The organism is Streptomyces sp. NPDC033178, assembly GCF_055577685.1.
On record NZ_JBVIPT010000002.1, the window covers coordinates 417,233 to 435,720 of the forward strand.

The 18,488-nt window shown below is 71.2% G+C and carries 19 protein-coding genes; 12 read left to right on the forward strand and 7 right to left on the reverse strand.

All coding sequences use genetic code 11. The annotated features are described in order from the left end of the window. Window positions 1-10: 10 nt before the first annotated feature. Both ACZ5VQ_RS05750 and ACZ5VQ_RS05755 read right to left on the reverse strand, forming a co-directional pair. Complete coding sequence (locus ACZ5VQ_RS05750) at window positions 11-862, reverse strand: transglutaminase family protein (protein WP_469103834.1); 852 nt, start codon at window positions 860-862, stop codon at window positions 11-13. A 17-nt stretch (window positions 863-879) separates the two neighbouring features. Next, complete coding sequence (locus ACZ5VQ_RS05755) at window positions 880-1,983, reverse strand: GNAT family N-acetyltransferase (protein ID WP_469103835.1); 1,104 nt, start codon at window positions 1,981-1,983, stop codon at window positions 880-882. Window positions 1,984-2,124: 141 nt separating this feature from the next. On the opposite strand from ACZ5VQ_RS05755, the gene fdxA reads away from it, so the two are divergent. Then, window positions 2,125-2,445 (forward strand): ferredoxin, encoded by a 321-nt coding sequence (fdxA, locus tag ACZ5VQ_RS05760; protein ID WP_019058397.1) that lies wholly within the window; start codon window positions 2,125-2,127, stop codon window positions 2,443-2,445. Between the two features lie 170 nt (window positions 2,446-2,615). Then, window positions 2,616-3,710, forward strand: a complete 1,095-nt coding sequence (locus ACZ5VQ_RS05765; protein WP_469103836.1) for a bifunctional succinyldiaminopimelate transaminase/glutamate-prephenate aminotransferase — start codon at window positions 2,616-2,618, stop codon at window positions 3,708-3,710. 157 nt (window positions 3,711-3,867) lie between these two features. Here ACZ5VQ_RS05765 and ACZ5VQ_RS05770 read toward each other — a convergent pair whose 3' ends face one another. After that, complete coding sequence (locus ACZ5VQ_RS05770; protein WP_469103837.1) at window positions 3,868-4,305, reverse strand: ATP-binding protein; 438 nt, start codon at window positions 4,303-4,305, stop codon at window positions 3,868-3,870. A gap of 364 nt (window positions 4,306-4,669) precedes the next feature. After that, the gene (locus tag ACZ5VQ_RS05775; protein WP_469103838.1) at window positions 4,670-5,662 is read right to left on the reverse strand and encodes a VldE C-terminal domain-containing protein; all 993 of its coding nucleotides are present in this window, start codon (window positions 5,660-5,662) and stop codon (window positions 4,670-4,672) included. A 118-nt stretch (window positions 5,663-5,780) separates the two neighbouring features. On the opposite strand from ACZ5VQ_RS05775, the gene dapE reads away from it, so the two are divergent. Both dapE and ACZ5VQ_RS05785 read left to right on the forward strand, forming a co-directional pair. Next, window positions 5,781-6,860 (forward strand): succinyl-diaminopimelate desuccinylase, encoded by a 1,080-nt coding sequence (gene dapE, locus ACZ5VQ_RS05780; RefSeq protein ID WP_469103839.1) that lies wholly within the window; start codon window positions 5,781-5,783, stop codon window positions 6,858-6,860. A 106-nt stretch (window positions 6,861-6,966) separates the two neighbouring features. Next, window positions 6,967-7,725, forward strand: coding sequence for an LOG family protein (locus ACZ5VQ_RS05785; RefSeq protein ID WP_469103840.1), 759 nt, complete (start codon window positions 6,967-6,969; stop codon window positions 7,723-7,725). A gap of 211 nt (window positions 7,726-7,936) precedes the next feature. Here ACZ5VQ_RS05785 and folP read toward each other — a convergent pair whose 3' ends face one another. Continuing rightward, the gene (folP, locus tag ACZ5VQ_RS05790; protein ID WP_469103841.1) at window positions 7,937-8,797 is read right to left on the reverse strand and encodes a dihydropteroate synthase; all 861 of its coding nucleotides are present in this window, start codon (window positions 8,795-8,797) and stop codon (window positions 7,937-7,939) included. 267 nt (window positions 8,798-9,064) lie between these two features. Here folP and ACZ5VQ_RS05795 point away from each other — a divergent pair, with 267 nt between their 5' ends. Both ACZ5VQ_RS05795 and ACZ5VQ_RS05800 read left to right on the forward strand, forming a co-directional pair. Then, window positions 9,065-9,418, forward strand: a complete 354-nt coding sequence (locus ACZ5VQ_RS05795; protein WP_469103842.1) for a DivIVA domain-containing protein — start codon at window positions 9,065-9,067, stop codon at window positions 9,416-9,418. Then, window positions 9,415-9,993 (forward strand): DNA-3-methyladenine glycosylase I, encoded by a 579-nt coding sequence (locus ACZ5VQ_RS05800; protein WP_469103843.1) that lies wholly within the window; start codon window positions 9,415-9,417, stop codon window positions 9,991-9,993. The genes ACZ5VQ_RS05795 and ACZ5VQ_RS05800 overlap by 4 nt, the downstream gene beginning before the upstream one ends. A gap of 110 nt (window positions 9,994-10,103) precedes the next feature. Here ACZ5VQ_RS05800 and chcB read toward each other — a convergent pair whose 3' ends face one another. Continuing rightward, window positions 10,104-10,910 carry a 2-cyclohexenylcarbonyl CoA isomerase gene (gene chcB / locus ACZ5VQ_RS05805; RefSeq protein ID WP_469103844.1) on the reverse strand — a complete coding sequence of 269 codons (807 nt, stop codon included), beginning with the start codon at window positions 10,908-10,910 and terminating at the stop codon, window positions 10,104-10,106. Window positions 10,911-11,280: 370 nt separating this feature from the next. Here chcB and ACZ5VQ_RS05810 point away from each other — a divergent pair, with 370 nt between their 5' ends. Beyond that, a complete protein-coding gene (locus ACZ5VQ_RS05810; RefSeq protein ID WP_003966491.1) occupies window positions 11,281-11,448 on the forward strand; it encodes a DUF3117 domain-containing protein in 168 nt (55 codons plus the stop codon). Between the two features lie 146 nt (window positions 11,449-11,594). Here the strand turns inward: ACZ5VQ_RS05810 and ACZ5VQ_RS05815 are convergent, their stop codons facing one another. Further along, entirely contained in the window at window positions 11,595-12,293 is a 699-nt protein-coding gene (locus ACZ5VQ_RS05815; RefSeq protein WP_469104073.1) for an O-methyltransferase, read from the reverse strand. Between the two features lie 214 nt (window positions 12,294-12,507). On the opposite strand from ACZ5VQ_RS05815, the gene sigE reads away from it, so the two are divergent. The 5 genes from sigE (at window position 12,508) to ACZ5VQ_RS05840 (ending at window position 18,373) form a co-directional block, all read left to right on the forward strand. Further along, entirely contained in the window at window positions 12,508-13,245 is a 738-nt protein-coding gene (gene sigE, locus ACZ5VQ_RS05820; protein ID WP_469103845.1) for an RNA polymerase sigma factor SigE, read from the forward strand. After that, complete coding sequence (locus ACZ5VQ_RS05825) at window positions 13,242-14,198, forward strand: anti-sigma factor family protein (protein ID WP_469103846.1); 957 nt, start codon at window positions 13,242-13,244, stop codon at window positions 14,196-14,198. The genes sigE and ACZ5VQ_RS05825 overlap by 4 nt, the downstream gene beginning before the upstream one ends. 585 nt (window positions 14,199-14,783) lie before the next feature. Next, window positions 14,784-16,694, forward strand: coding sequence for a S1C family serine protease (locus tag ACZ5VQ_RS05830; RefSeq protein ID WP_469103847.1), 1,911 nt, complete (start codon window positions 14,784-14,786; stop codon window positions 16,692-16,694). Between the two features lie 221 nt (window positions 16,695-16,915). Then, window positions 16,916-17,365, forward strand: a complete 450-nt coding sequence (locus ACZ5VQ_RS05835; RefSeq protein ID WP_362081388.1) for a sec-independent translocase — start codon at window positions 16,916-16,918, stop codon at window positions 17,363-17,365. A gap of 351 nt (window positions 17,366-17,716) precedes the next feature. Further along, the gene (locus tag ACZ5VQ_RS05840; RefSeq protein WP_143636559.1) at window positions 17,717-18,373 is read left to right on the forward strand and encodes a hypothetical protein; all 657 of its coding nucleotides are present in this window, start codon (window positions 17,717-17,719) and stop codon (window positions 18,371-18,373) included. The last annotated feature ends 115 nt before the right edge of the window (window positions 18,374-18,488 follow it).

Here is an 18,488-nt window from a genome sequence, read left to right on the forward strand (position 1 = left end):
GTCAGGCATCTCAGTTGAGCATGGCCCGGGCGGCCCGGGCCTGCCGCCGAACCCGATCGGCGGCAGGCTCGTCAACGGCGGCCACCACCTCCGCGTACGCATCGAGTTCCGTCGCCCCCGCGAGGAAGTCCCCCCGCCCGACGAGCAGTTGCGCCCGGTCGTACCGAAGACGGGCGGGATGGGACGGCAGCAGCAGTGAAAGCTCGACGGCCCAGAGCGCGACATCGGAGCGCTCGGGCCGGGCAGCGGCCCAGGCGCGGATGTTGTTCAGGATCCGCAGCACGACGTCCAGCGGATCGGCGGGCGACAGCATCGAGGGATCCAGCGGCGCCCCCGTCGCACCGGCCACCAGCAGATCGGCATCGGTCCCGGTCAGCACCCGGCCCCCGTCGAAGGGATCGGCGAGTACCTGCTGCTCCGGCGGCCCGAACCCGACGACGAAGTGCCCCGGCAGAGCAACCCCGTACACCGGGGCCCCCGCCCGCCTCGCGACCTCCATCCACACCACCGACAGCAGGATCGGCAGCCCTCGCCGCCGCCGCAGCACCTCGTGCAGCAGCGAGGAGTCCAGTCGCTGATAGTCACCGGGTGTACCCCGGAACCCGCAGCGGCTGCCGAGGTGCTCGGCGAGCGCCGTTGCCCAGGACCGCGGTCCGCCGGGCCGGAACGGCAGCTCCCCGGCCAGCCGGTCCAGCTCGATCTGCGCCGCGTCCAGCCCGGTCTCGTCCAGTTCCCCGTCCGCCTGGGCACCCACCAGCAGACACAACGCCGACAGGTCGGGCCGCTCGGCCCGCGCCTCGTCGCCGAACCGCCGCCGCCACTCGGCGCTCCGCTCGGGCCCGGGAGGATGAAGAGGACGCATAGCTGCCTCGTGCCCTTTCACACCGATCGATACCGCTCTGAGGCTCCGCCACCGATTTCGCCGCCGGGGAGGCGACCGACGTGTTCGTCGGCGCCCCCAGAGCTCCCGCCGCCCGTTGCCGCGGGCCCGAGGTAGTGGTGGTACGCGTGATGCGCCGCGAAGCCCATCCCCGCGTACAGGGCCCGGGCGCCCGCGTTGTCCGCCTCCACCTGGAGCCATGCCGCCGAGGCACCCTCGGAAAGGGCCCGGCGGGCCAGGGCGGTCATGACCGTGGTGGCCAGGCCCTGACGGCGCAGGGACGGATCGACCTCCACCGCCGCGAAACCGGCCCAGCGTCCGTCGATCACACAGCGGCCGATCGCCGCGGGTATGCCCGGCTCGGCGCCGGGCACGGTCGCGAACCACACGGAGGGCCCGCTCCCCAGCACCTCCAGGGCCACCTCGCTCACGCCCTTGCGCTGGTAGCGGCCGAGCCACGCCTCGTCCGCCTCGCGCGCCAGCACGACGGGCCGGTCCGGTCCGGGGTCCGGCAGATCACCGATCGCCGCCAGCCTGCCGATCCACATCTCCGCGGTCACCTCGCGCACCCACCCCCGCGCCTCCAGCTCCGCGCACAGCAGCTCCTGCGTGCCCTCGGCCCCGGTCGCGGTCTGCACGTACGCGGGCAGCTCCCGGGCCGCGTACCACTCCCGTACGAGCGACAGCGCGTCGTCCAGCGGGACGCCCGGGTCGCCGAGCGGCAGCACCGAGTTGGCCCGCCGGGTGAACCCCGCGGCGGCCCGCAGCTCCCACTCGCCGAGCCGCTCCCGCTCGACCGGCTGCCAGGCCCGGGCGGCGACCCGCGCCAGCTCCTCGTAGGAGGCGGCCGGGCCCCTCCGCCGAGCGGGCGCGGCCGGCACGACCTTGCCCGCCACCAGCGCCGATTCCGGAATACGGACGCTCTCCCCGGACCGTCGTGTGATCAGCAGCACACCGTCGTCCCATGATGTGAGAACGCCAACCGTGTCGGTGAACTTCTCACCCTCAGGAGGGTCTTCGCGCAACCGTCGCACCGAGACGCGTTTCCCCACGTCAGCGGGGGTAACACGGACTTCGAGACGGAAGTGTGCGGAGAATTCCACAGCTCAGTCCAACCCTCCTGTTCGGATCATGCCCAAGAACGGAGATACTAGGTGCGGGCATCGACGACGCCGCGCTCCCGCGCGCCAGGTGGCGGGGCCTGAAGACGGCTCGCCAGCGCCCTATCGAGGAGGAACGACAGCGTGACCTACGTCATCGCGCAGCCTTGTGTCGACGTCAAGGACAAGGCGTGCATCGAGGAGTGCCCGGTCGACTGCATCTACGAGGGCTCCCGGTCCTTGTACATCCACCCGGACGAATGCGTCGACTGTGGTGCCTGTGAGCCGGTCTGCCCGGTCGAGGCGATCTTCTACGAAGACGACACTCCCGAGGAGTGGAAGGACTACTACAAGGCGAACGTCGAGTTCTTCGACGAGCTCGGCTCGCCCGGCGGTGCCAGCAAGCTGGGACTCATCGAGCGCGACCACCCCTTCGTCGCAGCGCTGCCGCCGCAGAACCAGTAAGCGGTACGTACGCCGGGGGCCTCGCCCAGCGACGCCGGGGCCCCGCCCGGCGGTAGAAGCGCCGCCTCGGTCCCGTACGGCCTGCCGCCGTACGGGACCGAGGCGTTTGCCGTACGTGCCACCCGTCCGTGCGGACGCTCCCGTCCGTACGAGAAAGTGAGCCAGAACCCGTGTCCGCAGTCTCCGACCGGCTTCCCACCTTCCCCTGGGACAAGCTGGAGCCCTTCAAGGCGACGGCCGCCGCTCACCCGGGCGGCATCGTCGACCTGTCCGTCGGCACCCCGGTCGATCCGGTGCCCGACCTGATCCAGAAAGCCCTGGTCGCGGCCGCCGACTCGCCCGGCTACCCCACGGTGTGGGGCACCCCGGAGCTGCGGGACGCCCTCGTGGCCTGGTGCGAGCGACGGCTGGGCGCACGGGACTTCACCCACCGCAACGTCCTACCGGTGGTCGGCTCCAAGGAACTGGTGGCCTGGCTGCCCACGCAGCTGGGCCTGGGCCCCGGCGACCGGGTCGCCTACCCGCGCCTGGCCTACCCGACGTACGAGGTCGGCGCCCGCCTGGCCCGCGCGGACTACGTCGACTACGACGATCCGACAGACCTGGACCCCACCGGTCTCAAGCTCCTGTGGCTCAACTCCCCGTCGAACCCGACCGGCCGGGTGCTCTCCCTTCCGGAACTCACCCGGATCGTGGCCTGGGCGCGCGAGCACGGCATCCTCGTCTTCTCCGACGAGTGCTACATCGAGCTGGGCTGGGAGGCCGACCCGGTCTCGGTCCTGCACCCCGAGGTGTGCGGCGGCTCGTACGAGGGGATCGTGTCGGTCCACTCGCTCTCGAAGCGGTCCAATCTGGCGGGCTACCGCTCGGCGTTCCTGGCCGGTGACCCCGCGGTCCTCGGTGACCTCCTGCAGGTCCGCAAGCACGGCGGCATGATGACCTCCGCGCCCACCCAGGCCGCGACGGTCGCCGCCCTCTCCGACGACACCCACGTCCAGGAGCAGCGCGCCCGCTACACGGCCCGCCGCACCGCCCTGCGCGACGCCCTCCTGGCCCACGGCTTCCGCATCGAACACAGCGAGGCCAGCCTCTATCTCTGGGCCACCAGGGACGAGCCCTGCTGGGACACCGTCGCCCACCTCGCCGACCTGGGCATCCTGGTGGCCCCGGGCGACTTCTACGGCCCGGCGGGCGACAAGTTCGTCCGCGTGGCACTGACGGCGACGGACGACCGGGTAGCGGCAGCGGTATCCCGCTTGACCTGACTGTCTGCGTGGGAGTGGGCTTTCAGGGGCGCGGGGAACTGCGCGACCGGCCACGGCGCGCCCGCACCCGCCGACTCACCGGTCAAGAGGGAACACAAGCGAAGGGGCCCAGGGAAGAAACTCCCTGGACCCCTTCGCCGTACGGCTCCCGGAGTGACTAGCCGAGCGGCAGGCCCTGAAGCGGCAGCTGCTCCGCCCCGGGCAGCCCACCCTTGGCAACGGAATCGGTCGGCAACCCACCACCGGTGGCGCCCGCGGCGTCACCGAGCACCTCACCCGCGGTCCCGGCGGCGTCCCCGGCGGTCTTCTGCGCGGCGGGAGTCGTGGTCTTGACGGCCTTGCCGCCGGTCTTGCCCGCGATCGGCACAGCCTTCTTGACGGCCTTGCTGCCCGCGTTGCCCGCGAGCCCGGTGGCGTTCTGCGCGGCGCCGTCGACGGTCGTGCCCGCGTTGTCCAGCGCGGACAGCCCGCCGAGGTCGGGGGTGGCAGGCAGTTCGGCCGCGCTCGCGGAGCCGGCCGCACCGACCCCGGCTGCCGCTCCCGCTGCGACGAGCAGCGCGGCACGGGCGATCCGGCGGGTCAGGGGGAGGGACATGATGCTCCTTTGACGGAAGAGAACGGTGAAGTGTCGTGCCGTGCCCGGCAGTTGACCGACTGGCTGTCGGTCTGCCGTCGATCGACCGGCTGTTGATCGTTCCGGGCTCGGACGCAGTGACTACCGCTCGAAGTCCGCGAAGGTTGCGGTGGTCCAACGTAAAGAGTTGGCAATGTGTCGCATTATCAGCTGTGGAGAAACCCGGGCAAAGAACGCCCGGTGAGAAAGTCTGCCGAATGGTTACGGCCCTTTGATCCCAAGGGATTTGGCGCATTCGCGAGAGGCGCGGGAAGGGCCGGAGGAAATACCTGGGCGGCCGTCGACATGCCGCGCCGGGCATGCCCCCAACGGGTGAAGGCCCGTACTACTGCCCGGTGACGATTCGGACTTCGCCCGTCGAGTTCCTCGCACCCGGCTCGTCGCGCCACTCGCTCCGGGTGCTCCCGGCCGTCCACGCCCGGCCCGCGTACGAGACGCGCTCGACGTGCAGCGCCGACGAGTTGGCCACCGCCCAGTGCGCCAGGGCCCAGCCGCGCCGCCGCTCTCCGCCCTGCGCGGCCGGGGTCTTCGGGACGGCGACGGTCACGGTGCGGGTGCCGCCGGGGCCGCTCGTACCGGTCGACGAGGTCGACGGTACGGCCGTCGAGGCCGACGGGGAGGCCGAGGGTGTGGCGGCCACTTCGGCGCCGGTCTCCTGGAACGCGTCGCGCCCGAAGTCCCGTACGAGCGCGGCACGCACCGCGTCCGGGCCCTCGAGCGGTGTGCTCGGCCGGCCCTCGCAGGTGAAGGTGGCGGCCGCGCGCCCGGTCAGGGCCGCGGCGAGGAGCGTGGCGTCCGGCTCGTGCTTCGCGTACGCCTCCGGGAAGCCGCTGCGCTGGACGCGCTGCGCGGCGACGGTGAGCGGCAGTTTCGTGTAGTCCGGCACCTTCTCCAGGTGCTCGTAGAACTCGCCCGCCGCGTACGCCGGGTCCAGGATCTCCTTCTCGGTGCCCCAGCCCTGCGACGGCCGCTGCTGGAACAGGCCCAGCGAGTCACGGTCGCCGTGGCTGATGTTGCGCAGGGCGGACTCCTGGAGGGCCGTCGCGAGGGCGATCGTGACGGCGCGCTGGGGCACGCCGCGGTTGGTGCCGACAGCCGTGATCGTCGCCGCGTTCACCGCCTGTTCCGCCGTGAACCGGTACGACGCTCCGTCGCCCTTGCCGGAGACGACCGTGCACTTCGGTTCTCCTGTGCTCCCTGTCAGGTACTGCACGGCGAGATAGCCGGCGAGGGCGAGCAGCACGGCGAAGGCGGCTCCGGAGCGGAGGAGACGGCCACGGCGTACGGACCTGGCGGAGGTGGGGGACGGCTCTGGCACGCGTACAAGGTACTGGAGAGTACTGTCCGCCATCTGTGGGACTGTGGACAAGCCGGTGACGGCAGAGGTATCAGGCCACAAACCGGGCCGGGACCCGCCTCGCGTTAGGGTCGACGCCATGGCCGACACCCAACTTGACCTCGCCCTGGACGCCGCCCGGCTCACCGCGCAGCTCGTCGACTTCCCCTCCGAGAGCGGCACCGAGAAGCCCCTCGCGGACGCGATCGAGGGCGTGCTGAGGGCCCTGCCGCACCTGACGGTCGAGCGGTACGGCAACAACGTCGTCGCGCGTACCAACCTGGGCCGGGCCGAGCGCGTGATCCTGGCCGGCCACATCGACACGGTCCCGATCGCCGACAACGTGCCCTCGCGCCTCGACGAGGACGGAGTGCTGTGGGGCTGCGGCACCTGCGACATGAAGTCGGGCGTCGCCGTCCAGCTGCGGATCGCGGCCACGGTCCCGGCCCCCAACCGCGACCTCACCTTCGTCTTCTACGACAACGAAGAGGTCGCCGCACACCTCAACGGGCTGAAGCATGTGTCCGAGGCACACCCGGAGTGGCTGGAGGGCGACTTCGCGGTCCTCCTGGAGCCGTCCGACGGGCAGGTCGAGGGCGGCTGCCAGGGCACCCTGCGGGTGCTGCTGAGGACGAAGGGCGAGCGGGCACACTCCGCGCGCAGCTGGATGGGCTCCAACGCCATCCACGCCGCCGCCCCGATCCTCGCGCGCCTCGCCTCCTACCAGCCGCGCTACCCGGTCATCGACGGCCTGGAGTACCGCGAGGGCCTCAACGCCGTCGGTATCTCGGGCGGGGTGGCGGGCAACGTCATCCCCGACGAATGCGTGGTGACCGTCAACTTCCGTTACGCGCCGGACCGCACGGAGGCCGAAGCCCTGGCCCACGTCCACGAGGTCTTCGCCGACTGCGGTGTCGAGGAGTTCGTGGTCGACGACCACAGCGGCGCGGCGCTGCCCGGCCTCTCCCACCCCGCGGCCGCCGCCTTCATCGAGGCCGTCGGGGGAACCCCCCAGCCCAAGTACGGCTGGACGGACGTCTCCCGCTTCAGCGCGCTCGGCGTCCCGGCCGTCAACTACGGCCCTGGAAACCCGCATCTGGCACACAAACGGGACGAAAGGGTGGAAACCGCGAAGATCCTCGCGGGCGAGGAGCGGCTGAGGGCATGGCTGACCGCCTGACCCGTACCTGACGGCGGTTCATGGCGGACATGTCGGCGTCCCCCCTCCGTAACCCGCGTAGATCTACGCTGGGGTGGAACGACCCGCACGCGTGAAGGGAGCGGACATGGCTACTGGCAACCCGGAGGGCAAGAAGCGGCCACCGGAGGAGCAGCGGCTGGGCCCCGTGCTGCGCAGGCGGGGGCAGGTGCAGGCGAGCACGACGGACCAGCGGCTGCTGGACGCGGGCGGGCCGTCGGACTGGGTCCACACCGATCCCTGGCGGGTGCTGCGCATCCAGTCGGAGTTCATCGAGGGCTTCGGCACGCTGGCCGAACTCCCGCCCGCGATCAGCGTGTTCGGCTCGGCGCGGACGCCTGCGGGCTCTCCGGAGTACGAGGCGGGGGTCGCGCTCGGGCGCGGACTGGTCGAGGCGGGCTTCGCCGTGATCACGGGCGGCGGTCCCGGTGCCATGGAGGCCGCCAACAAGGGCGCCTGCGAGGCGAAGGGCATCTCGGTCGGGCTCGGCATCGAGCTGCCCTTCGAGCAGGGGCTCAACCAGTACGTCGACATCGGCCTCAACTTCCGCTACTTCTTCGTGCGGAAGATGATGTTCGTGAAGTACGCCCAGGGGTTCGTGGTCCTGCCCGGTGGCCTCGGCACCCTCGACGAACTCTTCGAGGCCCTCACCCTCGTCCAGACCCAGAAGGTCACCCGCTTCCCGATCGTCCTCTTCGGTACGGAGTACTGGGGCGGCCTCGTCGACTGGCTCAAGAACACCCTGATCGCCCAGGGCAAGGCCTCGGAAAAGGACCTCCTCCTCTTCCACCTCACGGACGACGTGGACGAGGCGGTGGCACTGGTGTCGAAGGAGGCGGGGAGGTAGGGCCTGCCTTTTTCTCGCCCCCGCCGCCCCTACCCGTCCCGTCCCCTGGGGGCTGCGCCCCCAGACCCCCCTTTCGGCCTGAACGGCCTCGTCCTCAAACGCCGGACGGGCTAGTAGTCAGCCCTTCCGGCGTTTGAGGAGCGGGGGTTCGGGGGCGGAGCCCCTGAGGAAGGGACGGGAATGGGTAGGGGCGGCGGGGGCGAAAAAGGCCCTACGCCAGCCCCCGCCGGGCGACGGCAGGCGGGCGATGGCCGGCGATCGACGCCACCATGTCCAGGACCTGCCGCGTCTCGGCGACCTCGTGGACCCGGTACACCTGAGCCCCCAGCCACGCAGACACGGCGGTGGTCGCGAGCGTCCCGACCACCCGCTCCTTCACCGGCCGGTCGAGCGTCTCACCCACAAAGTCCTTGTTGGACAGGGAGACCAGCACGGGCCACCCCGTCTCCACCATCTCCCCAAGACGACGCGTCGCCTCAAGACTGTGCCGCGTGTTCTTCCCGAAGTCGTGCCCGGGATCGATGAGCACGGACTCCCGCGCCACCCCCGCCTCCACGGCCCGCTCGGCCAGCGCCAGCGTCACCCGCAGGATGTCGGCCATGACGTCGTCGTACGCGATGCGGTGAGGACGGGTCCGAGGCCGGGTCTCACCGGCGTGCGTGCACACCAGCCCCACCCCGTACCGCCCGGCGACCTCCGCGAGCCGCGGATCGACCCCGCCCCACGCGTCGTTGAGCAGGTCCGCCCCCACCTCGCACACGGCCTCGCCCACCTCGTGCCGCCAGGTGTCGACGCTGATGATCACGTCGGGGAAACGGCGCCGCACCTCGGCGACGAAGCCGACCGTCCGCCGCGCCTCCTCCTCGGCCGTGACCTCTTCGCCCGGCCCGGCCTTGACCCCGCCGATGTCGATGATGGCGGCGCCCTCGGACACCGCCTGCTCCACGCGCGCGAGCGCGGGCTCGTCGCGGAAGGTGGCGCCCTGGTCGTAGAAGGAGTCCGGGGTCCGGTTCACGATCGCCATGATCACCGGCTCGTGCGCCTCGAACTCGCGCCTGCCCAGCCTGAGCATCCCCTGTGACCTCTCCCAGTAGTTGGCAACGGATGTCGGCGTTCCGCCGCCTGCGACCCTAACTGTCAGAGTCGCATGGCACGATCGGAGCCTGATACTTTCCGCGCCGACGCGTCCGCGTCGGCACCAGAGTGTGGCGGAGCCGGAGGGGCGCGCCGGAGGCGAGGGAACGAGCGCGCGGAGGCCCGGAGGGTCGAGCACGATCGTCCCCTCGCCTCCGGCTGAGGCGCCCCGGAGGCACAGCACAATAGAAGGGGTACCTCAGCGATGTTCATGTTCTTGTTCCTGGTCGTCGCCCTCGTCGTCGTGGTCGGCGCGGTGACTCTCTCCGTGGTGGGCGGCGGTGAGAGCGGCGCCCTCCCCGAGACCCCGCCGGAGCGCCTCCAGGATCCGCTGCCCCTGGACCGCCCCCTGCACCGCGGTGACGTGGAGGCCCTGCGCTTCCCGCTCACGATGCGCGGCTACCGCATGGCGGACGTGGACGACGCCCTGGGCCGCCTCGGCGCCGAGCTGGCCGAGCGGGACGCCCGGATCTCCGACCTGGAGGCCGCGCTGGCCGGAGCGGCCCACGCGGCCCGGTCCACCTCCCTGGAGAAGCCCGACGAGGAGGACCACCGGTGAGCGACGCCCTGAAGGGCCCCGACGGTGCCCTGCGCTGCCCCTGGGCCCTGTCCACCGAGGACTACGTGGCGTACCACGACGAGGAGTGGGGCCGCCCCGTCCACGGCGACGACGCGCTGTACGAGCGGCTGTGCCTGGAGGCCTTCCAGTCGGGTCTCTCCTGGATCACGATCCTGCGCCGCCGCGAGGGCTTCCGTACCGCCTTCGCGGGCTTCAAGATCTCCGAGGTCGCCACGTTCACGGACGCCGACAAGGAGCGCCTCCTCGCCGACCCCGGCATCATCCGCAACCGCGCCAAGATCGAGGCGACGGTGGCCAACGCGCGCATACTCACGGAGTGGGCCCCGGGTGAGCTGGACGAGCTGATCTGGTCCTTCGCCCCCGACCCGGCGACCCGCCCGGCCCCGAAGGCCCTCGCCGACGTCCCCGCGGTCACCGACGAGTCGACAGCCCTCTCCAAGGCCCTCAAGAAGCAGGGCATCCGCTTCGTCGGCCCCACAACGGCCTACGCCTTGATGCAGGCGTGCGGCTTGGTCAACGACCACTTGCAGGACTGCGTGGCAAGACCCCACTGAGGCGCGCCCTCCAGGGGCGCGGGGCTGTATCGACATGCGGCTCCGCCGCGTGGGCGCGACAAGCCTCCACCGGGCCGGCAGTCTGTGAACCGGCCCGATCCGGCGAAGCGTCACCGCCCCAGATACTTCGGCTTCTCCTTGTCGACGAACGCCTGCACAGCGATCACATGGTCCTCGGAGGACCCGGCCCGCGTCTGCAACTCGTCCTCCTTCTCCAAGGTCTCCTCCAGCGAGTGGGTCAGCCCGTAGGCAAGAGACTCCTTGAGCGCGGCGTACGCCAGCGTCGGCCCCTCGGCCAGCCCCCGAGCCACCTTCACCGCCTCGGCGGCAAGCTCGGGGCCCGGCACGATCCGGTTGGCGATCCCCAGCTCGTACGCCTCCTGGGCGGTGATGCTGCGCGGAAACAGCAGCAGATCCGCGGCCCGCGAAGGCCCGACGACCCGGGGCAGCGTCCACGAGATCCCGGAGTCGGCGGTCAGCGCGACCCCGGCGAACGACGTGTTGAAGGCAGCCGTGTCGGCGACGATGCGATAGTCCGCCGCGAGGGCGAAACCGAAGCCGGCGCCGGCCGCGACCCCGTTGACCGCCGCCACGACCGGCTTCGCCGCCCCGGTCAGGGCCCGCACGATCGGGTTGTAGTGCTCCTGGACGGTGCTCATGACACCCTCGCCCGAACCGGACTCGCGCGCCGCCGTCAGCCCGCCGATGTGCTCCTTGAGGTCCTGGCCCACGCAGAAGGCCCGGTCGCCGGAGGCGGTGAGCAGGATGGCCCGTACGGAGTCGTCCGCCGCGGCCGCCTGTGCCGCCTCGCGGAAGGCGACCTTGGTCTCGATGTTCATCGCGTTCATCGCCTCGGGGCGGTTGAGCGTGATCGTCGCGAGTCCGTCGCTCACCTCGTAGAGCACGGTGTCGGCCATGGGGGTCCCCTCCGGTTCGCGGCTCCGTCGTACCCGTCGGTACGTTCTGGTCTGAGGACAGCATGGCGGAGATCATGAGCGGCGGCGGGGTTCGGACATGTGACCTGCGTCAAAGAATTCCGGCGTCCGAAAGTCCATGCAGCGGCGCGGCAGCGGCGCAGTATCGCAGCCACTTCGGCGAATTGAGTGGTTTTGCTCAAGCGCGTTGCGCAAGCGATGCCGACTGATGTTGGTCATCGGGTCCTGAGATGCGGGATAATGGCCTGGAAGCAATGTGTTCGATGCCGGTGACGCGTGTCCGACGAGAGGATGCGTGCCCTTCAGTGGGGCCGTCGGCGACGATGAGCTGGTTTCAGGAAGGGGAACGAGCATGGCGGCCATGAAGCCGCGGACGGGCGATGGCCCGCTCGAGGTGACCAAGGAGGGGCGGGGCATCGTCATGCGCGTTCCGCTCGAAGGCGGCGGTCGGCTCGTCGTCGAGCTGACCCCTGACGAGGCCGACGCGCTCGGCGACGCCCTCAAGAAGGTCGTCGGCTGACGCGGAACGCGACCATACCTGTCCACTGCCCCGGCATCCAAAGTGATGCCGGGGCAGTGGGTTTTCAGGGGTACGTCAGCGACGTATGCCATGCGTGTTCGCGCAGGTCAGCAGGGGTTCAGGGGTAGTTCGGCGAGAGGCCGGAATCAGCGTTTGACCGCGCACAGCAGGCCGTCGCCGACCGGCAGGAGCGAGGGAATCAGCTCCTGGCTCTCGCGGACCGTGCGCAGCAGTTCGCGCAGCCGCAGGACCTCCGTGGGCTGCGGGCCCGACTCCACGGTCCGGCCGTTCGCGAAGACACCCTCGAAGACGACCAGGCCGCCGGGCCTGAGCAGGCGCAACGATTCAGCGAGGTAGTCGAGGCTCTCAAGACGGTCGCCGTCGCAGAAGACGAGGTCGTAGCCGGCGTCCGCCAGCCGGGGCAGGACGTCCAGCGCGCGGCCCGGGATGAAGCGGGCCCGGTTGCTCGCGAAGCCGCACGCGCGGAAGGCCTGGCGGGCGAACTGCTGGTGCTCCGGCTCCGGATCCACGGTCGTCAGTACACCGTCCGGCCGCATGCCGTGCAGAAGATGCATTCCGGAGACTCCGGTGCCGGTCCCGATCTCCGCGACCGCCTTGGCGTCCACGGTGGCGGCGAGCAGTCGCAGCGCGGCGCCCGTGCCGGGCGACACAGAGCGCAGCCCTGCGTCCCGGGCCCGGTCCCGGGCCCAGTTCAGTGCTTCGTCCTCGGCGACAAAGGCGTCGGCGAACGCCCAGCTCGTCAGCCGGTTGCCGGTAATGGCCCTCTCCTGTCCCCGTGGTTGCCTGGGCGTGACTGTATCCGTTGCCGCCGGGAACCCGCAGATGGGACCGGGCGTTTAGAGGGGGTGGAGAACTACGCGGGGGTAGCAGATGGATCAGGACACCGAGCAAGTGCTGACGCAGCCATATGAGCGCGTATCAATTTCTCGTAAAACCGCTTATCCGGAGCTAACGGGCGAGGTGGCTATGGTAGGGGCTCCACCGGACACCACCAGAGCCGACAGGGGAGGTGCGGCTGCGCCTGTGGATCGGGGAGGGGTGCTGAGGCGCCTGCTCAGATCGGCGGGTGAGCCGAAATCTGTGAACGACACCGCTGACCGTTTCCTCCCCCATTCTCGGCTGCGCCCGAACGGGGGGACCCCCATCGCTGACTCCGCTCAGACCGCGACCTTCACGTCCGACGCGGACTCGCAGGCGTGGACTCCGCCCACCTGGGAGGAGATCGTCAGCACGCACAGCACCAGGGTCTACCGTCTCGCCTACCGCCTGACGGGCAACCAGCACGACGCCGAGGACCTGACCCAGGAAGTCTTCGTCCGGGTATTCCGTTCCCTGTCGACGTACACACCGGGCACCTTCGAGGGCTGGCTCCACCGCATCACCACCAACCTCTTCCTGGACATGGTCCGCCGCAAGCAGCGCATCCGCTTCGACGCCCTCGGCGACGACGCGGCCGAGCGACTGCCCAGCCGCGAGCCCTCCCCGCAGCAGGTCTTCAACGACACGCACTTCGACGCGGACGTCCAGCAGGCCCTCGACACACTCGCCCCGGAGTTCCGCGCCGCGGTCGTCCTGTGCGACATCGAAGGCCTTTCGTACGAGGAGATCGCCGCGACCCTGGGCGTCAAGCTCGGCACGGTCCGCAGCCGCATCCACCGCGGCCGCTCCCAGCTGCGCAAGGCGCTCGCCCACCGCTCGCCCGAGGCCCGTGCCGAGCGCCGCGGTTTCGCGGTCACCGGAGTGCCCGCTCTGGGAGGAGGGGGCGCGAGCGCGTGAGTGGATCACGGCTTAATCCTGCCGATCGGCCCCTTACCGAGCAGCACCTCGGAGACCGGCTCTCCGCCCTCGTGGACGGCGAGCTCGGTCACGAGGCGCGCGAGCGTGTCCTCGCACACCTCGCCACGTGCGCGAAGTGCAAAGCCGAGGCCGACGAGCAGCGACGACTGAAGAACGTGTTCGCGGAGGTCGCTCCGCCACCCCCCTCGGAGAGTTTCCTGGCCCGTCTGCAGGGACTCCCCGGAGGAGGCGACCCGGACGGCGACGGTTCTCCGCTGGGCGGGGGAGGGTTCGGCACGTCCGGAGCCTTCGGCATGAAGCCGGACTCCTTCGGCTACGTGCCGTCCGGCCCCCATGCCGCCGTGCTGCCCTCCGAGCAGCGCGGATTCCGCATCCATGACATAAGCCGGCGTGAGGCCGAGCGTTCGGCCTCACGGGGACTGCGCTTCGCGGCCGCCGCGGCCGGTGCCGTGTCGCTCGCCGCGATCGCGCTCGGCGGGGTGTCGACCGGCATGCCGACGGACACCACGGACGCGCGCGGCGGGTCGGGCTCAGGAAGCAATGTGACCCCGATGCGGACGGCGAACGCGGGCGGGGCGACCAACCCCGACTCGCAGCGCCGCCGGTCCCTCACACCGCTGCTCGCACAGGGACAGCGCTCCTTCACCGGGGAGGGGGGCGCGCAGACCGAGATGTCCGCGCCGCTGCTGCCCGGGGTGCCCGCGCCCCTCACACCCTCGCCCGCCGAGCAGGGCGCGCGCACGCTGCACGCGCTGACCACCCCCGTGGTGGCCGGTGCCGCCGCCATGTCCCCGCTCATACGCCCCTTCAGCCCCGCCCCACCGGTGGCGCTGACCGCGTTCTCGACGGCGTCGGAGCTGGAGACGTCCCTGCTGCCACTGGTGCCGCCGTCCGACTCGTCCGCCTCGCCCTCGCCTTCCTCCCCCGGCTGAACCGGCCCTCTGCGCGGCGGCCCGTGAACCTGGTTGAATCCAGGGATGGGCCGTGCCCGCGGTAGAAACCCGGGCTCGGAGTGGACAAACCGCGGTGACCGCCGACGCGTCGAGCCGCGGGTCAGGTGTGGGGAGAGCATGGACGAGGGGAAGCCCACGAAGCCGAAGTGGTGGAGCCGGCCCCGGACCCACGTGCCGGAATCCGCTCCGGTGGACCCGGTTTCCACGGGGGACGGCACGAGTGGGTTCCACGGGGGTGACATGGACGGCGACTTCGAGCTGGAGAAGCCTGCGGTTGCCGGCGCTTCAGGCGCCTTGGCTGCATCAGGCGCCCCGGGGGGCTCCGGTGCCGCTGATGCCTCGGGTGGCTCCGGTGCCTCGGACGGCGCGGGCGTTTCCGGCGGTGCGGGTGCGGTTGCGGGTACGACCGGCGCCGCGAACGCATTGGGCGGCGACGCCCCGACCGGTTCCGCCGTGGCACCGAGCCGGGTGCCGGACCAGACACCGAACCGAGTGCCGGACCAGACACTTAGCCGGGTGCCGGACCAGACACCGAACCGAGTGCCGGACCAGACACCTAGCCGAGTGCCGGACCCGACACCGAACCTGGTGCTGGACCAGACACCCAGCCGGGCGCCGAACCAGACACCTGGCCGGGCTTCGAGCGAGGTGCCGGCCGACGCGAGGGGTGGCGCCGACGCGGCCGGTGAGCGGCCCGAACCCACGGGCGAGCGGCCCAGGTTTCCGGACGAGCGGCCTGAGTCTCTGAGCGAGCGGTCCAGGCCTCTGCACGACCCGGATCCCTACAGCACGCCTCCCTACGGCGGGCCCGGGCCCTGGGCTCCCGCGCCCCCGGTCCAGCACCCGGGGACGACTCCCGCGCACGGCACGGCCGTCCATCCGGTGACTCCGCCCCAGGGCACTCCGGCAGGAGCCGGGCCGGAGGACTCCGCCCCGCGGCCGGCCGCCACACAGGGCATCCTCGGCTCGGCGCTGCCTTCCGGCTACCACCAGGCGGCGGCCCCCCTCCATGCCACTCCCGACCACGGCCCCACCGACCACGGGGCCCCCGCCCAGGCCCCGTCTCCCCACCCCGCGGCCCCGCACGCCCCTGGACCGCACGCCCCTGGACCGCACGCCTCGGCCCCGCACGTCCCGGCCGCCCCCGCACCCGCGGCGCCCCAGGCAGATGCTCAGGCCCACCCTCAGACACATCCTCAGCCCCACCCTCGGCCCGACGCTCAGCCCCACCCCCAGACACATCCCCAGCCCCACCCTCGGCCCCACCCCCAAGCACCCCACACCCCCTGGCAGAACTACGACCCCTGGGCCGCCGCCCCCCTCCAGCAGAACGGGGCGGCCGTCGAGACCACGACCGGGCGGCGTCGGCGTAGGGGGCAGGCGCTGGTCCTCGGGGCCGCGCTCCTCGCCCTCGTGTCCGGCGGCGTCGGCGGGGCCGTAGGGGCGTATCTGGAGCGCAACGGCGGGATCGACGACGTCGAGCTGCCGCAGGCCGGTACCGAGGCCAAGGGACGGGCCGCGGACAGCGTGGCCGGGATCGCCGCCAGCGCGCTGCCCAGTGTGGTGACCCTGCATGTGAGCGGGTCGGAGGCGCAGGGCACCGGCACCGGGTTCGTGCTCGACCAGCGCGGCCACATCCTCACCAACAACCACGTGGTCGACCCCGCGGACGGCAGCGGCGAGATAACCGTGACCTTCAGCGGCGGCCAGACCGCCAAGGCCAAGGTCGTCGGTCACGACAGCGGCTACGACCTCGCCGTCGTGAAGGTGAGCGGTGTCAGCGGCCTCAAACCCCTGGCCCTCGGCAACTCCGACAACGTCCAGGTCGGCGACCCGGTCGTGGCCATCGGCGCCCCCTTCGACCTGGAGAACACCGTCACCGCGGGCATCATCAGCGCCAAGGAGCGCCCCATCACGGCGGGCGGCGAGGAGGGCGACGGCAGCGACATCTCGTACGTGGACGCGCTGCAGACGGACGCCCCGATAAACCCCGGCAACTCGGGCGGCCCGCTGGTCGACTCCAAGGCCCGGGTCATCGGCATCAACAGCGCCATCCGCTCCGCCGACAGCGGCTCGGACCTGGAGGGCGGCCAGTCCGGCTCGATCGGCCTCGGGTTCGCCATCCCCATCAACCAGGGCAAGCGCGTCGCCGAGGAGCTCATCAACACCGGCAAGGCCACGCACCCGGTGATCGGCGTGACACTCGACATGGACTACAGCGGCGACGGCGCCCGCGTCGGCACCAAGGGCAACGACGGCAGCCCCCCGGTCAACCAGGACGGCCCCGGCGACCGGGCCGGCATCAAGCCAGGTGACGTCATCACCGAGGTCGACGGGCAGCGCGTGCACTCCGGCGAGGAGCTCATCGTCAAGACCCGGGCCCACCGCCCCGGCGACCGACTGGAGCTGACGCTGAAGCGCGACGGCAAGGAGAAGAAGGTCACGCTCGTCCTCGGTTCAGCCGACGGCGACTGACGGCGACTGACGGAACGATTGCGCGGGACAACCGACAGGAACTTCACAGGAAGCGGGCGGAACCAGGACCCCATCAGGCAAACATCCTGGAAAACCCGGCGTGTACACGCGGTCGGAGGGCCCTGGACAGTACCGGACAGACAGGATCGCCGGGTACCGTGGACCCGGCCCGGACCACGGAACGACCTGCCGAGGGCCGAGGACATCGCAAGGAGCTGAAGGTGTTCAATGACATAGGACCGCTCGAGCTCGTGACGCTCGTTGTCCTTGCCGTGCTCGTCTTCGGCCCGGAGAAGCTCCCGAAGATGATCCAGGACGTCACGCGCACCATCCGCAAGATCCGTGACTTCTCGGAGAGCGCCAAGGCGGACATCCGCGAGGAACTCGGCCCGGAGTTCAAGGACTTCGAGTTCGAGGACCTCAACCCCAAGACGTTCATCCGCAAGCAGCTGGACAACGACGAGCTGGGGCTCAAGGAGATCCGCAACGGCTTCGACCTGAAGAAGGAGATGGCCGACGTCACGGACGCGGTGCACGGCCGCGAGTCCGAGTCCTCCGCCTCGTCGTCCTCCTCCTCGGCCGGTTCCACCGGCGGCACCGTCGACATGACGAAGAAGCGCGAGAAGCTCGATCAGGACGAGCGTCCGCCGTTCGACGCCGACGCGACCTGAGCCGGTCCCGGCCGCTCGGCCGACCGGCTCTGACCTGGGCCGACCCGGGCTGCTCCGAACGGCCCGGGTCCGAGGCGTACGCCCGCGGGCCGTCGACGTGCGGCACGCCCGCCGTCCGGAGCGCGCTTCAGCCGGGTCGCCCGGTTGCCCGCACTCCCCTTCCCCGTACGCCACCTGCGTTCTGCCTGCTCAAAGAGGGCTGGATCTGACGCGTACGCGACCCACGAGCCGACCGGTTTCCCGGGGCGCCGCGGACCTGTGGCTATCCTGCCTAGTTGTTGTGCGGACCGGAAGGACGCCCGAAGGGGGGCGGGCCGCCCGGTTCGACTAGAGCGAGGAGGCTTCCGGGCGATGGAGACGACAAGTCGGGTAGGCGCGCAGGCGCCGGCTGCGGAGGGCGGACAACAGGTCCCCTCCGCCCGGCGCACGGTCGACGGCTACCTGCTGGCGCCCTTCCCGTGGTACGGCCTCGACGAGGCCTTCACGGGACCGCGCTGGCTGATGCAGGTCGGTGCTTCGGCCGACGGAGCCATCGAGCACGGCTCGATCGGGCACGGCGACGAGCCCTCGGTACGCGGCGAGACCACCGAGGACAAGGAGCGGTTCGCGGTCGTGGTGACCGTGGCGGCCAGCCCGGTGCGGCGCAGCGCCGACGGCACGGGGCTGCTGGAGGCCACCTCGGTGTCCTCGGCGGCCTGGCTCGCGGGGGTCGGGCTGCTGTCCTTCACCTGGCCCGGCCAGATGGACCACACGCTGCGGGACGACTGGCTGGACCAGCAGACCGAGACGGCGTGGGTCCTCGCGGACGATCTCGACGGCGCCGACTGGTCCACGCTCTCGCTTCCCGTGGACGGCGTTCCGACGCCGTTCCACTACCGCGAGTCCGAGTTCGGGTGGGTTCTTGCGGGGTCCACGCAGGAGGGGGTTCACCTGGGGGCGTACGGGCGGGGGATGAGCGCGTACGGGTTGGGCTTCGCCGTGATCAAGGACATCGCTACGTACGCCTAGGCGGCGGGCTGAGCGAGGAGGGCACCGTCTGCTGACGGTGCCCTCCTCGGTTTCGTCTGCGCCGCTGAAGGGGGGTGGGGCCGGTGCGTATAAGTGCGGGTCTTTCGTGGCTGGG

Bases quoted from the DNA above. Each gene is read 5' to 3' on its own strand.
- ACZ5VQ_RS05750 (WP_469103834.1), bottom strand. From the start codon at position 862: ATGCGTCCTCTTCATCCTCCCGGGCCCGAGCGGAGCGCCGAGTGGCGG.
- ACZ5VQ_RS05770 (WP_469103837.1), bottom strand. From the start codon at position 4,305: ATGTCCCTCCCCCTGACCCGCCGGATCGCCCGTGCCGCGCTGCTCGTC.
- dapE (WP_469103839.1), top strand. From the start codon at position 5,781: ATGGCCGACACCCAACTTGACCTCGCCCTGGACGCCGCCCGGCTCACC.
- ACZ5VQ_RS05785 (WP_469103840.1), top strand. From the start codon at position 6,967: ATGGCTACTGGCAACCCGGAGGGCAAGAAGCGGCCACCGGAGGAGCAG.
- folP (WP_469103841.1), bottom strand. From the start codon at position 8,797: ATGCTCAGGCTGGGCAGGCGCGAGTTCGAGGCGCACGAGCCGGTGATC.
- ACZ5VQ_RS05795 (WP_469103842.1), top strand. From the start codon at position 9,065: ATGTTCATGTTCTTGTTCCTGGTCGTCGCCCTCGTCGTCGTGGTCGGC.
- chcB (WP_469103844.1), bottom strand. From the start codon at position 10,910: ATGGCCGACACCGTGCTCTACGAGGTGAGCGACGGACTCGCGACGATC.
- ACZ5VQ_RS05810 (WP_003966491.1), top strand. From the start codon at position 11,281: ATGGCGGCCATGAAGCCGCGGACGGGCGATGGCCCGCTCGAGGTGACC.
- ACZ5VQ_RS05840 (WP_143636559.1), top strand. From the start codon at position 17,717: ATGGAGACGACAAGTCGGGTAGGCGCGCAGGCGCCGGCTGCGGAGGGC.